This window comes from Pseudomonas sp. ZT5P21, from assembly GCF_054897785.1.
Genome location: NZ_CM142705.1, coordinates 4,766,883 through 4,782,644, shown reverse-complemented (window position 1 = coordinate 4,782,644; position 15,762 = coordinate 4,766,883). Strand labels below are relative to the sequence as shown.

Genomic DNA, 15,762 nt, shown 5'->3' with positions numbered 1-15,762 from the left:
TCAGAAGCGCCAGATCACGTCGACAAACGCGCGGTGCATGTACGAGTCGACTTCTTTGCCATAGGCATCGCCCGGCTTGAACACACCGCCACGCAAGCGCACGAGGGCCGACGGTTCGTCGATCGACTGGCTCAACGCGGCAGGCAACAGGCCTTGCTTGAAGTACTTGGTGACCACAAGGTCCATTTCCTGGCCGAGGTCTTTGTTGCCATCTTCCAGCGGCAGAGACGTGCTGGAGAGAATCGCACCGGTTGGGTCGGTGTCGTTCTCGACGGCATTGATGCCATTGCTGCCGACCGGCTTGTTGCCGTCGACACGCCAGAACTTGTGGTAGATCACACTGGCGTCGTATTCGTCGTTGAGCATCCACGAACCGAACAACGTAGCGGTCTGCATGTTGTTCATTTCGCCGCGGAAGGCTTCGCCGAAACGATGAACCCGTGAACGCGTACCGGTGTAGTTCGAGCGGTTGCTTTCCAGGCCGTTCTGTTCGTATTCGGCGCTGGCGCGGGCATACGCAGCACCGACTTGCCATTGCGGATCGAGGCGCAGACGAACACCGATATCGGTGGCCCAGCCGTTGAGGTCTTCACTGCGCTTGGCTTCGGTTGGACGCGTGCCATCGGCGTTGAGCGCATTTACCGTGTCGGTGTCGCCGCTCATGCCGGTAATGCTGCCCCAGTAATTGACTGTGTTGGTGTTGCGGTAGTTGTAGGCATCGCTGTCAGCGGTGAGGCCAAGCCAGCTGATGTCGCCGTTCTGTTTCTTGTCCAGCGAATCGCCGGCCACACCTGGTTCCGGGTAATCGAGTTTGCCGTCATCATGGGTATGATGACCGCGAATGCCGACCCAGTTGCCCGGCATCCATTGATACGCGGCATCGCCGTAGACATGCAGACGGTCTTCGTCTTTGGGTGCCAGTTCTTTCAGGTCGGTGCGGTATTCGCTGAAGCGTTCGGCGACACCGACGTTGGCGCGCAACAGGGTGGTATCGAAGGTCCAGTTCAGGGCTTCGATGTTGGTGTCGCGCCATTGGCCGTCGTCGTTGCGCAGGCGCTGGCGACCAAGCTTCAACTGCTCGCCCGGGTACGGCGTGAGGCCGCTGTAACCGACCCAGAATTCGCGCATGGCCAGGTAGTTTTTCTTGGTTTTGCGATCACCGTTGTCGGTGGTCTGGGTGCCGTCGCTATCGGACTGCTGCAAGGTGTCGGTTTCGATGATGTCGGTCGACGTCACGGCCTGACCCATGGCGTAGGCGCTCCACGCGCCGCTTTCGCCATAGACCCATGGACGCAGGTCGAGGCCGACGCCGCTGACGTCGCCGCCACTGGCGGTGCCGAGGTCACGGTCGTCTTCAGACTGGCCGGTGACTTTCACGTCCAGACCGAAGTTCTTGGTTTCGGTCAATGCCGCCAAGGTCGGGCAGGACCACAGCAGGGCGCAAGTCAGGCCAATACCGGCCTTGACGAATGGATTCAACTTCATTGGGATTCCTCGCCGTCTTCTTCTTGCAGGGCATGCAGTTCCAGCGTGTTCTGGTTCGAGGCGCCACGAACGGCCTGTTCTTGTTTCAACAGGCGTCGGGCCTCGGCGAGCTGGGCAGGCGGCAGTTGGGCTTCGAGTGTTTGCGCGAGCTCGGTGGCTTGCGGGGTGTTCTGAGCCTTGGCCAATTGGCTGAAGACGTAAGCATTCAGCGGATCGGGCTTGGTGCCCTTGCCTTGGGAAAACAGTTGGGCGAGGGCGAAGTCGGCGCTGTTCTGGCCATTGCGCGCAGCGGTCAGCAAGTGATCCAGTGCTTTCTGCGAATAGACCTCGCCCAGGTAACCACGGCGGTAAATCTGGCCGAGGTAGTAATCGGCAGCCACTTCTCTGCCGACGGCTTTCTTGAAATGGTCTTCGGCAAGTTTGGCATCCGCCGGCACCATTTTGCCTTCGTAGTACAGCTTGCCGAGCAACAGTTCGGCACGCGGTTGGTCGGCGGCACGACCGTTGTCCAGGTATTTCATCATCGTGTCGACGTCGCCGAGTTCCGGGAAGTCGTAAAGCAGTTGCGCCAGACTGACCCAGGAAGCGGGGTAGCCGGGGGCGATGCCTTCGAGCAGTGACTGAGCGGTTTTCTCGTCAGTCTTGCCCAGGCTTGCGTCGCCCAGTACGCGCGCAACGCTGTCCACGCGCTGAGCGGAAACGGTGCCGCGGGTTTGCGCCGCTTGCATTTGTTTGATCAGCTCGGCTTGCTGTTCCGGCTTACCTTGTTTCTGGTAGACCGTGGCCAGCTCGACGTAGCAAATGTCGGTAGTGTTCAACGCGGCCTTGCAGATGGTTTCGACTTCGGCCAGGTGCTGATCGTAAGTGCCCTGGGTGCGATACAGCAGCACCTGGGCCAGACCGGCTTCCGGTTTGCCTTCGGCGCGCCATTGGCTGATCTGCTGTTGTGCGTTGACGTTCGGGAAACTGTGCGGGTATTGCAGGTACAGCATCGCCAGCGGGATCAGCGTATTGCCTTCGCCATTGGCCGAGGCTTTCTTCAACAGGCCTTCGGCTTCGCGGTGTTCCGCTTCGGTGGCGCCGGGTTTGGCCACCAGCAGTCGACCCAGGCGAGCCTGCGCCCGTGGCGAGACGTCGGCCGCAGCGCGATAAGTCGCCTCGGCCTGCTTGACCTGCGCCGGGTCGCGGCTGTCGACCTGGATATCGGCGAGACCTACTTGAGCCTCGCTGTAACCCAGGTCGGCCAGTTGCTTGTAATTCTGCTGCGCCAGCGTGGTGTCGCCGCGCTTGAGGGCTTCATTGGCCAGACGCTGGTCGGGCAGGCCGGCGCAACCGGCGAGGCTGACCGCGAGTGCCAAAGCACAGAATGCGCCTTTGTGGGAGCGACGGTGCGGCGATCCGACTTGCTCGCGATGCAGGTTGCTCGGTTCATCAGACAGACCGCGCCGATCCCATCGCGAGCAAGCTCGCTCCCACAGGGTATGCGGTGTGCTGAGGATATTTGGAGTCGTCACGGGCATGTCCTCTGCTTAAAGACCGGAAGCCATGGCTTTATCGATCAGCCAGTTCAGGTTTGGTCCACGGTCGCTGTTCACTTCAACCGGGCGCCCGGCGAACTTGCTGTCCAGCGGCTCATCAGGCTGGATCAGCACACGGATGTCGGACGACAGGTCGGCGCTTTTCAGGCTGGTGCTGCTGACGATCTTGCCGGTGCGGGTCTTGTCTTCGCCGGCAATCTGGAAGCTGACGTTGCTGCCTGGACGCACGTCGCCGAACTGGCGATAGGAGAAACGCGCTTCGACGTTGGCTTCGCTGTTGCGCGGCACCAGTTGGAAGATCACGTCGCCCTTGCTGGCGTACTGACCGTTGGCGACCAGTTGCTGAGCGACAGTGCAATCGCAAGGCGACGTCAGGGTGCCGGTCATTTGTTTGCCGAACAGTTCTTCAACCTTGGCCGGTTGCAACTGGCCTTCGTCCAGATGGCCCTTGAGTACGTCGAGCATGCTGGTGCTGAACGTTGCCAGCGGTGCGCCTTTGGCAGCCACGCCGTCAGCCTTGATCAGGCTCTGCACGGTGCCGTCGCGTGGCATGGTGATGTTCATGCCCGGCACGCTGACCAGACCGGCCTGCGCGTGGCTGACGAAGTACATGCCGTACACCGATTTGAAAATGAAACCGAACGCTGCCAGACCGACGAGGAAAATCGCCAGGCTGAAGGTCACTGCACGCAGACGACCGAACGCGGTCATGCCGTGGCCGCCATCCTTGACCTTGCGCGCCTTGGTGAAGTTGTCGCGCTGCAGCGTTGCCAGCACTTCACCCATGCTGACGATGTCGCCGGCCAAGTGAGAGGTGATCAGGTGGCGCAGGGTCGAGATGTCTCGCGGTTCCAGGTTCTGGAACTGGCAACCGACACGTCCGGTCGCACGATCCACGGAGCGAACCTGCAACTCGACATCCATGGCCAGGCCAAGGTTATCGATGACGAACTGCAGGCGAGCCTTGTGCACATCGCCAGCCTTGAGCGGCAACTGCCCGGCGTTAAACGACAGGCCGCCGGCGGAGAGGTCGAGTACCCGGGCTTCAACCGGAGTCCGGTCCGGACCGAAGAAGCGCAGCTTGGCCGGAATTTTCACTCGGGCGTGTTGGCGCTGGGCTTCGGATTCATGCACTACGTTGGCGTTGACGGCGGTATTCATAGGGGCGATTTCCTGGTTAATTCAATAAGGGGGCGGTCAGACCATCATCAGCAGCACGGCAACAAAAATGCTGCCGGCGGAGAAGGTCATGGTCCGAGACGACCAAGTGTTGAACCAACGTTGAAAGCTGGCGAGATCACGGGTCAGTTTGGTGTCCTGGCGAGTCCAGGACTGTTGGTCTAGGCGGAAGAACACGTAGATTTTCACCAGCGCGCCGACGATCTGGTTGTAATAGAGAATCGCCGGGTAAGCCGGGCCGATCTTGTGACCGGAGCAGGACAGCAGCAGCGTCAGGATCAAGCGGGTAATGCCGATCCACAGCAGGTACACCAGGATGAACGCGGTGCCGTACTTGAAGGACGCGATGATCGCGACCGTCAGGCCCAGCAGCGAAGTCCACATCGACACGCGCTGATCGAACAGCACCACCGAGGTGAACAGGCCGAGGCGTTTAACACCCAGGCCCAGGGCGCGGGCGTTCTGACGCAGGTTGTTGCCGTACCAGCGGAACATCAGTTTGCGGCTGGCCTTGATGAAGCTCTTTTCCGGCGGGTGTTCCACGGTGTGGATCGCGGCGTCCGGCACGTAGAACGTGTCGTAGCCCAGACGCATCAGGCTGAACCAGCTCGACTTGTCATCACCGGTCAGGAACTTGAAGCGGCCCAGGCGCCAGTGTTGCAGCGAATCGCTTTCCACGTCGGCGATGAAGTCCGGGTCCGTCACTACCGTTGCACGGAACACCGACATCCGGCCGGTCATGGTCAGTACGCGCTTGGACAGGGCCATCGAGCACATGTTGATGTGGCGCTGGGCGAAGCGCAGTTTGTGCCACTCGCTCATGATGTAGCCGCCGCGCACTTCGCAGAACTCGTTGGTGGTCAGGCCGCCGACATTGCTGAACAGTTGGAACCACGGCACGGTCTTGAGCACGACGCCTTCGGCGAGCACGGTGTCGCCATCGACCACTGCAACCACGGCGCGGTCGTCCGGCATGTGCCGGGAGATCGCGCGGAAACCGTAGGCCAGGCCATCGCGCTTGCCGGTGCCGGGAATGCGCACGAAGTCGAGCTTGACGTGCGCCGGCGGGTTCATCCGCGACCAGAGGCTTTTCACCAGCAGCTCATCGGACATTTCCACGATCGAGCAGACTACGGTGGTCGGCAGGCCGCAGTCGATCGCTTCGCGGATCACCGAGCTGTAGACCTGCGCGGTGGTCAGCGCGTCGATACGGAAACTGGTGACCATCAGGAACACGTGGGACGGGTCTGCCGCTTTACCCAGCTTGCGCACTTTGCGCCGCAGGTGCGGGTAGACCACGTACAGAAACAGCATGCCGCGCAGAAAGTGCGTGGCACCCATCGAATAGCGCCAGATACCGATAAAGCCGATCAGGAAGATGAAGTCCTTCGACTCGGAATCGAACGTAGTCGCAGGCAACGCCATGGCGATGCCCATCAAAATACTTAAGTAAAACAGCCAACCGGCGGCCTGAAGTAGGCCGTGCTTTAGCCTGTGCATAATCTGCATCCGTCTCGATCTCGGGCGAGCCTTTGGGGTGGCCCGATGGGGTTAAGGCAGGCGTAAATGCCGAAGGTTGTGGCGTCCCGGGGGACGCTATCGCCAGCAAGCCGGCTCCTACAGGTTCGTGGTGACTTGTAGGAGCCGGCTTGCTGGCGATCAGCGCGAAGCGCTTACAACCCGCCGGTTACCAGCAGATCCCTTCTGTCCGGCCACTCACGCTGGTGGCTTTGGACATGAAACCGACCAGGTCGATCACTTGCTTGCCGTGTGGAGCGTTCTGCGCCAGGGCGCGGAATTTCTCGTCACGGTTACCGAGGATGATCACGTCGGAGTTGTTGATCACTTCGTCGAAGTCGGAATTGAGCAAGGACGAGACGTGAGGAATCTTCGACTCGATGTAGTCCTTGTTCGCGCCGTGAACACGGGCATATTCAACGTTGGCGTCGTAGATGCTCAGGTCGTAGCCTTTGCCAATCAGCATTTCTGCCAGATCAACCAGCGGGCTTTCGCGCAGGTCATCGGTGCCGGCCTTGAAGCTCAGGCCCAGCAGCGCGACTTTGCGTTTGTCGTGGCTGGTCACGATGTCAAAGGCGTTCTGCACCTGGGATTCATTGCTGCGCATCAGCGAGCTCAGCAGCGGTGATTCCACGTCCAGAGAGCCGGCGCGGTAGGTGAGGGCGCGCACGTCTTTCGGCAGGCAGGAACCGCCGAATGCGAAGCCTGGGCGCATGTAGTACTGGGACAGGTTCAGTGTCTTGTCCTGGCAGACCACTTCCATCACTTCACGACCGTCGACGCCGCACGCCTTGGCGATGTTGCCGATTTCGTTGGCGAAGGTCACTTTGGTAGCGTGCCACACGTTGCAGGTGTACTTGATCATCTCGGCAACGGCGATGTCCTTGCGGATGATCGGCGCGTCGAGCTCTTCGTACAGCGATTGCAGAACGTCGCCGGACGCCTTGTCGAACTCGCCGATGACGGTCATCGGTGGCAAGTCGTAATCCGCGATCGCGGTGCTTTCACGCAGGAACTCAGGGTTTACGGCGACGCCGAAATCAACACCGGCTTTCTTGCCGGAGCAGTCTTCTAGAATCGGGATGACAACGTTTGCGACCGTGCCCGGCAGAACGGTGCTGCGAACCACAATGGTGTGGCGGGTGGTCTTGTCACGCAGGACAAAACCGATCTCGCGGCACACGGCTTCGATGTAGTTCAGTTCCAGATCGCCGTTCTTTTTGCTCGGCGTGCCGACGCAGATCATCGACAGGTCGGTGTCGCGAATCGCTTCGGCAAAGTTGGTGGTGCCGCGCAGTTTGCCGGTCTCGATTCCTTTGGCCAGCAGTTCGCCCAGACCCGGTTCAACAATCGGCGATTTGCCGGCGTTGATCATGTCGATCTTGTCTTTGGCAACATCAACGCCAACGACGTCATGGCCCCGTGCAGACAGGCAACCGGCACATACTGCACCGACGTAACCCAAACCAAATATGCTGATGCGCATCGCATTTACCTCTCGTTAATCAAAACTGTTTCAACAAGCCATTACATGGCCGGAATTAAGGGTGTTCAGCGTCATAGTGCACTCGTAAGTGTCGCCGGCAGGCGCGACAGTGCCGTGTGCAGGCATACTAATTTCCGAGTGTCTAAATAAGTGCACTCAGTGTGCGCAACTAGGCCTTATTATTATGAAGTGCCATGTTATGCAGCCGAGTCCTCTGGTCAGAGGTCCTTCGTGCAAAGGTCTTGCGCGCTCAATGCCAGGCCAAAAGCCCGTAAATCAAGCGGTTGGGTGCTCGGAAGAGCACGTTCATAGGGGCGCAGCCTTGGCCATTTAGGGGATAGTAAAGATGCGTTATCTCCTGTCCTTCAGGTGTTGTCCAAATCAGGGGTCATTTAGCCGAAGTTATTGTGACAACTTCGCTACGCTGATCTCTTCTCTGCGTAAGTTATCTCGTACATGTTCAGAGATAATCAGTACCGGTTGTAGGAGCTACGCATTTGGACATAGTTCCTGCCCGTCCATCGCGAATTCTGAAATTTCTTGAAATATTGAAAAAGATGGCACTAATTTCAAACTGATGGCACTTGCTGTTTCACCCTTGATACACGGGGTCATAATCGGGAGGGATAGTTTTTTGCCACTACTGATAAAAATTTTCAGTGCCACTACTAAAAAAAACAGTGAAGTCCGGTGAAACTAAAGTTAGGTAAAGGGCTGTTGGAATTCTGGCGCCAAGAGGTTGGCGATCGGGGCGGGAATTGTTTGACGATCAGACGTCAGCGCACGACGAGATGTTTGCTGTCGTGCGCCGATGGGTGAGTTACTCGGGAGCGTGATCGCGAAGAAACACCAGATTGTCCGGTTTAGATTGCTCGGCGCTGTAACGATAGCCCAAAACGTCGAACTGTTTGAGCGCTGCCGGATCGTTGATGCGTTCTTCAATGACGAAACGGCTCATCATGCCCCGGGCTTTTTTCGCGTAGAAGCTGATGATTTTGTACTGACCGTTTTTCAGGTCCTTGAAATCGGTATTGATGATGCGGGCATTCAAGGCCGTGCGCTTGACCGCCGAGAAATACTCGTTTGACGCCAGGTTCAGCAGCACGTCATCGCCTTGATCGGCCAGTGCTTCGTTCAACCATTCGCTGATCCGCGTACCCCAGAAGGCATACAGATCCTTGCCGCGAGCGTTGGGTAATTTGGTGCCCATTTCCAGGCGATACGGCTGCATCAGGTCCAATGGACGCAGCAGGCCATACAGGCCGGACAACATGCGCAGATGCTGCTGGGCGTATTCGAAATCGGCTTCGCTGAAGGTTTGAGCGTTCAACCCCGTATAAACGTCGCCCTTGAACGCCAGCAGAGCCTGTTTCGCGTTTTCCGGTGTGAACGCCGGCGTCCAGCTGCCGAAACGTGCGGCGTTGAGCCCGCCGATCTTGTCTGAGACGTGCATCAGCTCGCTGATCTGCGCTGGCGTCAGTTCGCGCAACTGCAGGATCAGCTCCTGGGAATGGTCGAGGTATTGCGGCTGGGTGAAGCGCTGGGTCGCCGGCGGTGTTTCATAATCGAGGGTCTTGGCGGGGGAAATCACCATCAGCATGAAGTCGTCTCCTTTAATCGTGGGGGCGATTCTAGGGGGTTGTCCTGGTTGACTCCAGCTATCACCTTCATAGGTGATGATCGGTGGTAATCCACAATACCTGTGGGAGCGGGCTTGCTGCCACAGGAGATCGTGGCGCCAGTGCCGGATCAGCTATAGTGCCGCGCGGGTTTTGTTATGGAGACATCCCATTGCGTATCGTTTTTCTTTTTTCGGTCTGGCTGTTGAGCTTCGGCGCCATGGCGGCGCCAGGCGATGTCGCCACGCTCGATCGCAGCACCTGGCCTGAACAGCTCAGCAACCCGACGCTGTTCGACGTCGCTTCGCGGGCAGAAATTCTGATGTTTTCCCGTGTCCTGCTGGCGAGCGAATCGCTGGACGAGGCGAGCCTGGCCCAGCGCCTGGGCCTGCGCACGATCAATCTGGACTCGGTCAACAACCTGCGCCAGCGTCTGTGGCAGCGCTTGCTGACCAACTACAACTTCGCGCAGCAAAGCTGTGATCAGGATGCCTCCTTCTGTTTTCTGGTCGAAGACCTGATCACCTTGCGCGAGCAAGCCGCCAAGTTTCAGGTCAGCGATGACAGCTACTACATCAAATGGGCCGAACCGAGCCGGCTGTTCCATGCTCAGTACCTTGACGAGTTGTTGCGCAAGGCCGCGCTGTTTCCGCAAACCGGCAGCGAAGTCGATCGCTTTGGCGACTACGAGCGAAACGGCGAACAGATGCATGACCGGCTGTTCCTGCTGACCTTCGACAGCGCCGCCAATGCCGCGCCGGACAACACGTCGTGGGTCACCGAGTACCTGCGCAAGGCGAACATGACGGGTACGTTCTTCGTCCTTGGCAAAGATATTCAGGCGCGCCTGAGCGAGCGTTCAGTGGCTAGTCTGCAGGCGACCTACTCAATGCAGTGCATCGGCGTGCAAGGCTGGGAGTTCCGTTCCCACAGCCACTGGCAAGCCTGGCAGGATTCTGTGCGGCGCAGCGCCGAACTGGTCAAAAGCAAATTGCCGGAGAATTATGTGCCGCTGTTCCGTCCGCCCGATGGCCAGCGCCGTTCGGACGCGGAAGGCTTCTTCAGATCCCAGGGCTTGCAGGTGGCGCTGTGGGACATCGATGCCCAGGACGGCGCTGGCAAGCTCAAGGCCCAGCAGAGTGCGCAGCGTGTGTTGACCCTGATGCTGTTGTGGCGGCACGGGGTGATCAACTTCAACATTAAACAGGATGGGGTGAAAACGGCGCTGCCCTGGCTTGTCACGCAAACGGCGCGAAGCGGGATCGGTTGGGATGACTGTCAGGACGCGTTTCGCTGAAAGCGGGAAACCCCGTAAACATTGGGGGAAAGGCGATTATGGAAGAGAAATCAGTGCAGGCGGACTTCCGACTTTAACGGCACATTGCCTGCACGCCAAGGGCTATTCGTCACTCTGAAAAATAAACTTCAAAAAAACGTCAAAGTGCTTTTTTCTGTCACACGTTTTGGAGTATTACGAAGGCAGACCGCCGAAACCTGCAACACAGGTGGCGTCTCCCAAGACCCCTTGTGTGCAGTTCACTTGCTCTCCGCTTTTTGTAGGTAGTGCGGGGTGAATTCGGCAGTCACTTCGAGGCGCAGCACCGTCACGGTATTGCGTCGAATGGCCCCCACACAGGTGACCGAGTATGGATGATCACGGACGTAGTTCTTCCTCCAACCAGCCAATCCTTTATGTACTCGATACCAACGTATTGATTCACGATCCAAACGCCCTGCTGAACTTCGAAGAACACCACGTCGCGATCCCGATGACCGTGCTTGAAGAGCTGGACAAGCTCAAGAGCGGGCATCACAGCGTGGCTGCGGAATGCCGTCAGGCGATTCGCCTGATCGACAAGACCCTGGGCGATGCCAGCCCTGAAGACGTTGAACTGGGTGTACCGATCCAGCGTGGCAAAAGTGGGCCAAAAGGTTTGCTGTCAATTCTGATGAGCAAACGTGCCGAACCGAACATCATTCTTCCCGAACACCTGAACGACAACATCATCATCAACCAGTTGATCGACCTGCACGCGCGCGAGCCCAAGCTGCCCGTGGTGCTGGTCACCAAAGACATCAACATGCGCCTCAAGGCCCGTGCCTGCGGGATTGCGGCCGAGGACTACAGCACCGACCAACTGGTCGACGACGTTTCGTTGCTGCCCAACGGTTATCACAACATGGACGGCTCGTTCTGGGACCGCGTGAGGAATGTCGATACCCGTCAGGATCACGGCCGCACCTGGCACCAGGTGCAGTTGATCGACAACCTGCCAGCGGTGCACATCAACGAGTTCATCATCGACGAACAGGGTTTTGTCGGCTGGATCAAGGAGATCGAGGAAGACAAGCTGCTGATTCTCGACCTGCATCAGGAACCCCTGTTGCATCAGGAAGCCTGGGGCCTGAAACCGCGTGACATCTATCAAAGCCTGGCGCTGTATGCGTTGCTCGACCCGGATATTCACCTGGTCAACCTGACAGGCGCGGCCGGTTCGGGTAAAACCATCCTCGCATTGGCGGCGGCGATCGAGCAGACCATGGTCAGCAAGCGCTACCGTCGGATCATCGCAACTCGTAGCGTGCAGGGCCTGGATCAGGAGATCGGTTTCCTGCCCGGCACCGAAGCGGAAAAAATGGAGCCCTGGCTGGGAGCCATCACCGATAACCTCGAAGCCTTGCACATGGATGACGAAAACACCCATGGCAGCGTCGATTACATTCTCAGCAAAGTGCCGTTGCAGTTCAAATCCCTCAACTACATCCGGGGCCGCAGCTTCCAGCAGAGCCTGATCCTGATCGATGAATGCCAGAACCTCACGCCGCACCAGATGAAAACCATCATCACCCGTGCCGGCGCCGGTTCCAAAGTAGTGTGCCTTGGCAACCTGGCGCAGATCGACACCCCTTACCTGTCCGCGACCAGCTCCGGACTGACCTACCTGACTGAACGCTTCAAGGATTTCCCGAACGGTGTCCACATCACCCTGCAAGGGGTGCCGCGTTCGATTCTGGCCGAATACGCCGAATCGCATTTGTAACTGCCTCACCAAAACCGGGCGGCCTAAAAGCCGCCCGGTTTTTTATGCCCGACACAAAACCCCTTGTAGGAGCGAGCTTGCTCGCGATGGTGTGTCAGTCGACGCAGCGGCGCCTGACAGACCATCGCGAGCAAGCTCGCTCCTACAAGGACACTACGATAATCAAACGTGCGGAAATTTGACCCGCAGGTTTACAATCGAGGCTCTTGATCAGGAGTAAACCTGTGCTGACTCATCTCGATTCCCAAGGTCGCGCCAACATGGTCGACGTCACCGAAAAAGCGGTGACGTTCCGTGAGGCGACGGCCCAGGCGCTGGTGCGCATGCTGCCCGAAACCCTGCAGATGATCGTCAGCGGCGGTCACCCCAAGGGTGATGTGTTCGCCGTGGCACGTATCGCCGGTATTCAGGCGGCGAAGAAAACCAGCGATCTGATTCCCCTCTGCCATCCGCTGATGCTGACCGGAGTGAAAGTCGAACTGAGCGCCGAAGGCGACGACACCGTGCGCATCGTCGCGCGCTGCAAATTGTCCGGGCAGACGGGTGTCGAGATGGAAGCCCTGACCGCCGCGAGCGTTGCGGCGCTGACTATTTATGACATGTGCAAGGCCGTGGATCGCGGCATGACCATTGAAAGCGTGCGCCTGCTGGAGAAACTCGGCGGCAAGAGCGGCCATTTCCAGGCGGATCAGCCATGAACGTCACCGTGAAGTTTTTCGCTCGTTACAGAGAAGCATTGGGCGTCGACTCGGTGAAGGTTGAAGGCGACTTCGCCACGGTCGATGACGTTCGCGCGCTGCTGGCCAAGCGTGATGGTGCCGAGGTGTTGAGCGAGCAGAACCTGATGTGCGCTCGCAACGAAGACCTTTGCCAGCTCGACGAGCCGGTAAGTGACGGCGATGAAGTGGCGTTTTTTCCGACCGTGACCGGGGGCTGAGCCATGGCGATTCGCGTGCAGTCCACGGCGTTCGATCCGGGCGCTGAAGTCAACGCCATGCATGCCGCCAATGTCGGTGTCGGGGCGGTGGTGAGTTTTGTCGGCTACGTGCGCGATTTCAATGAGGGGCGAGAGGTCGACGGGATGTTTCTTGAGCACTATCCGGGCATGACCGAAAAGGCCCTCGGCAAGATTGCCACCGAGGCCGAGCAGCGCTGGCCGTTACTCAAGCTGGAAGTGCTGCATCGCATTGGCGCCCTGGAACCGGGTGAGCCGATCGTCTTCGTCGGCGCTGCCAGCGCCCACCGGCAGGCAGCTTTCGACGCTTGTGCCTTTGTCATGGACTACCTGAAAACCCGTGCACCGTTTTGGAAGAAAGAAAACACCAGCGATGGTGCGCGATGGGTGGAGGGGCGTGACAGTGATCATGCGGCGGCGGATCGCTGGAAGAAGTAGGCGGTCTGTTGTTTCTTTTTTTGCTGTCAGTCCGCTTTCGCGAGCAAGCCCGCTCCCACATTAGATCTTCATTGAACACAAATTTTGTGTCCGGCACAGAACCAAGGTGGGAGCGGGCTTGCTCGCGAAAGGGTCATTCGCTTCACTAAAAAACCAGCTGATTCACCTCCCGACCAGAGGCCATTTAACCCTGCTCGCCAGATTGACGGGCTATACATAAAAGTCCAGTATGGATTTATAAGTACAAAAAAGGTTTCCCCCGAGTTTCTGCGCTTCTTCCATCTTGCCAAACCAACAACAACCCGCGAGAGAACGAACATGAAGAAATTTCCCCTCATCACCGGTCTGGCCCTGAGCCTGTTGGCGTGCAGCACTCTGTTCGCCGCCGAGAAGACCCTGCGCATCGGCATTGAAGCGGCGTACCCGCCGTTCGCGTCGAAAACCGATAAGGGCGAGATCGTCGGTTTCGACTACGACATCGGCAATGCCCTGTGCGCGCAGATGCAGGTCAAGTGTGTCTGGGTCGAAGGTGAGTTCGACGGCCTGATTCCGTCCCTGAAAGTGAAAAAAATCGACATGGCGCTGTCGTCCATGACCATCAACGAAGACCGCAAGAAGTCGGTGGACTTCACTCACAAGTATTACTTCACCTCATCGCGACTGGTGATGAAGGAAGGCGCAACAGTGGATGACCAGTACGCCAGTCTCAAGGGCAAGAACGTCGGCGTGCAACGCGCCACCACCACCGATCGTTTCGCCACCGAGGTGTTTGAACCCAAGGGCGTCAACGTCAAGCGTTACAGCAACAACGAAGAGATCTACATGGACCTGGCGGCCGGTCGCCTCGACGCCATATTTGCCGACACCATTCCGTTGAACGACTTCCTGTCGATGCCGCGAGGCAAGGGTTACGCCTTCGCCGGTCCGGAACTCAAGGATCCGAAATACGTGGGCGAGGGCGCCGGGATCGCGGTACGCAAGGGCAACACCGAACTGGTCAGCCAGTTGAACACGGCGATCGACGGCATTCGCGCCAGTGGTGAGTACCAGAAGATTTCGGATAAGTATTTCAAGTCTGATATCTACGGCGACTGATCACGTGCTTTCGTGAGCAAGCCCGCTCCCACATTGGAATGCATTTCAACTGTGGGAGCGGGCCTGCTCGAAGAGGCCCGAGGGCTAATTCAAAACTCTGGAAATTGCTCGAATTTAATCCCTGCTTAACCGCTATATCGTTAATTCCCCAAAACCAGATCAGCACTCCCCGGGCTCTCCAACGTCCGGGCCAGCGTGTAGACTTCCGGTCAGTCGATATCTAGAAGGGAAACGCAATGAGCGAGGAAACGATGCGGTTGGGCCGTGAGCGGCGCTACCTGGTGTTGCTGGGTATCATCTGTCTGGCGCTGATCGGTGGCGCGATGTACATGCAAATCGTGCTGGGCGAGGCACCGTGCCCGCTGTGCATCCTGCAACGCTATGCCTTGCTGCTGATCGCGATCTTCGCGTTTATCGGTGCGGCGACGCGCTCTCGCCGCAGCATCACGGTATTTGAAACCCTGGTGGTGATCTGCGCCCTGGCAGGCGTCGGGGTGGCCGGGCATCACGTCTATATCCAGTTCTATCCGGCAGTCAGCTGCGGCATCGATGTGCTGCAACCGATTGTTGATGGTTTGCCATTGGCGAAGATCTTCCCGCTGGGTTTCCAGGTCGACGGTTTCTGCTCCACGCCGTATCCGCCGATCCTCGGGTTGTCGTTGGCACAGTGGGCGTTGATCGCGTTTGTACTGGTAGTGGTGCTGGTGCCGTTGCTCACTTTGCGCAACCGTAAAGCGCTGCGCTGAGGTCATTCGCGGCATCGCTGCGCAAAACATGAAAACGCCTCGGTCCTCGTTGAGAGGGCCGGGGCGTTTTGCATTTCAGAGGTTGGGTAAAAAGACTGTGATGTAAGGCAACGAGGGGGGCGGCACATGTGCGACATGTTGTCACAGCGCGAATGTCGCGAGACATTTCAGCGTGTTGGATTCGTGCATCACCGCGCAAAGAAACCGGTCTTCCGGAGGCGCTGCCGTCTTCACCCCGCTCAAGCCGGAACAGGCAGTTTTAACAGGACCTGGTGAATTGCCAAAACCCTTGTCGCATAGGGGCTTGGGCAGGGTCAAACGAAAGGGCAGTGCCTGCGATACTGTCTGAATTGCGCGTGGTAGGCCTACTATTTTTGGTGTTTTTGTTGAGAATCAATTTCGATACCATGGCGCACTTTTGCAAAAACCGTCAAGGATTGTTGCTGGAATGGATAAAAATTATTTCGGGATGAGACATGGTTTATGAATCGCTACATATCTACAATCGCCCGCACTGAATTCCCGACACTGCTCACCCTGACTCAGGTGCAGGAGCAGCAATAGGATGTCGAGAGGCCGGATGGCTTCATGCGACTCCCCTGGTGTCGGTGCCTTCCAACCTATCCGCACCAAATGGAATTGGTCTGTAACAAGGCCTTTGA

General features: G+C 58.1%; 13 protein-coding genes. 7 read left to right on the top strand and 6 right to left on the bottom strand.

All coding sequences use genetic code 11. The annotated features are described in order from the left end of the window. The 6 genes from ACYZT9_RS22200 to yaaA all read right to left on the bottom strand — a co-directional run bounded on the left by ACYZT9_RS22200 (position 1) and on the right by yaaA (position 8,806). The gene (locus ACYZT9_RS22200; RefSeq protein WP_462007432.1) at positions 1-1,485 is read right to left on the bottom strand and encodes an alginate export family protein; all 1,485 of its coding nucleotides are present in this window, start codon (positions 1,483-1,485) and stop codon (positions 1-3) included. Next, a complete protein-coding gene (gene algK / locus ACYZT9_RS22195; protein WP_462007431.1) occupies positions 1,482-3,005 on the bottom strand; it encodes an alginate biosynthesis TPR repeat lipoprotein AlgK in 1,524 nt (507 codons plus the stop codon). Before algK ends, ACYZT9_RS22200 begins: the two co-directional genes overlap by 4 nt. Before the next feature lie 9 nt (positions 3,006-3,014). Next, positions 3,015-4,184: a PilZ domain-containing protein gene (locus ACYZT9_RS22190; RefSeq protein ID WP_462007430.1), complete on the bottom strand. Its 1,170-nt coding sequence runs from the start codon at positions 4,182-4,184 to the stop codon at positions 3,015-3,017. A 36-nt stretch (positions 4,185-4,220) separates the two neighbouring features. Then, positions 4,221-5,702, bottom strand: coding sequence for a mannuronan synthase (gene alg8 / locus ACYZT9_RS22185; RefSeq protein WP_462007429.1), 1,482 nt, complete (start codon positions 5,700-5,702; stop codon positions 4,221-4,223). A 187-nt stretch (positions 5,703-5,889) separates the two neighbouring features. Continuing rightward, on the bottom strand, positions 5,890-7,206 hold the full coding sequence (locus ACYZT9_RS22180) for a nucleotide sugar dehydrogenase (protein WP_462007428.1): 1,317 nt from the start codon (positions 7,204-7,206) through the stop codon (positions 5,890-5,892). Positions 7,207-8,026: 820 nt separating this feature from the next. Then, a complete protein-coding gene (yaaA, locus tag ACYZT9_RS22175) occupies positions 8,027-8,806 on the bottom strand; it encodes a peroxide stress protein YaaA (protein ID WP_462007427.1) in 780 nt (259 codons plus the stop codon). Positions 8,807-8,997: 191 nt separating this feature from the next. Between yaaA and ACYZT9_RS22170 the strand changes: the two genes are divergently transcribed. From ACYZT9_RS22170 to ACYZT9_RS22140, 7 genes are all read left to right on the top strand, one after another. Next, positions 8,998-10,122, top strand: a complete 1,125-nt coding sequence (locus tag ACYZT9_RS22170; protein ID WP_462007426.1) for a polysaccharide deacetylase family protein — start codon at positions 8,998-9,000, stop codon at positions 10,120-10,122. Positions 10,123-10,471: 349 nt separating this feature from the next. Continuing rightward, the gene (locus ACYZT9_RS22165; protein WP_462007425.1) at positions 10,472-11,866 is read left to right on the top strand and encodes a PhoH family protein; all 1,395 of its coding nucleotides are present in this window, start codon (positions 10,472-10,474) and stop codon (positions 11,864-11,866) included. 224 nt (positions 11,867-12,090) lie between these two features. Further along, positions 12,091-12,564, top strand: coding sequence for a cyclic pyranopterin monophosphate synthase MoaC (gene moaC, locus ACYZT9_RS22160; protein ID WP_059406245.1), 474 nt, complete (start codon positions 12,091-12,093; stop codon positions 12,562-12,564). Next, positions 12,561-12,803: a molybdopterin converting factor subunit 1 gene (moaD, locus tag ACYZT9_RS22155; RefSeq protein WP_017340380.1), complete on the top strand. Its 243-nt coding sequence runs from the start codon at positions 12,561-12,563 to the stop codon at positions 12,801-12,803. The genes moaC and moaD overlap by 4 nt, the downstream gene beginning before the upstream one ends. A gap of 3 nt (positions 12,804-12,806) precedes the next feature. Next, entirely contained in the window at positions 12,807-13,259 is a 453-nt protein-coding gene (gene moaE, locus ACYZT9_RS22150; RefSeq protein WP_462007424.1) for a molybdopterin synthase catalytic subunit MoaE, read from the top strand. A gap of 318 nt (positions 13,260-13,577) precedes the next feature. Then, positions 13,578-14,354, top strand: coding sequence for an ABC transporter substrate-binding protein (locus ACYZT9_RS22145; RefSeq protein ID WP_462007423.1), 777 nt, complete (start codon positions 13,578-13,580; stop codon positions 14,352-14,354). 236 nt (positions 14,355-14,590) lie between these two features. Further along, the gene (locus ACYZT9_RS22140) at positions 14,591-15,100 is read left to right on the top strand and encodes a disulfide bond formation protein B (RefSeq protein ID WP_462007422.1); all 510 of its coding nucleotides are present in this window, start codon (positions 14,591-14,593) and stop codon (positions 15,098-15,100) included. The last annotated feature ends 662 nt before the right edge of the window (positions 15,101-15,762 follow it).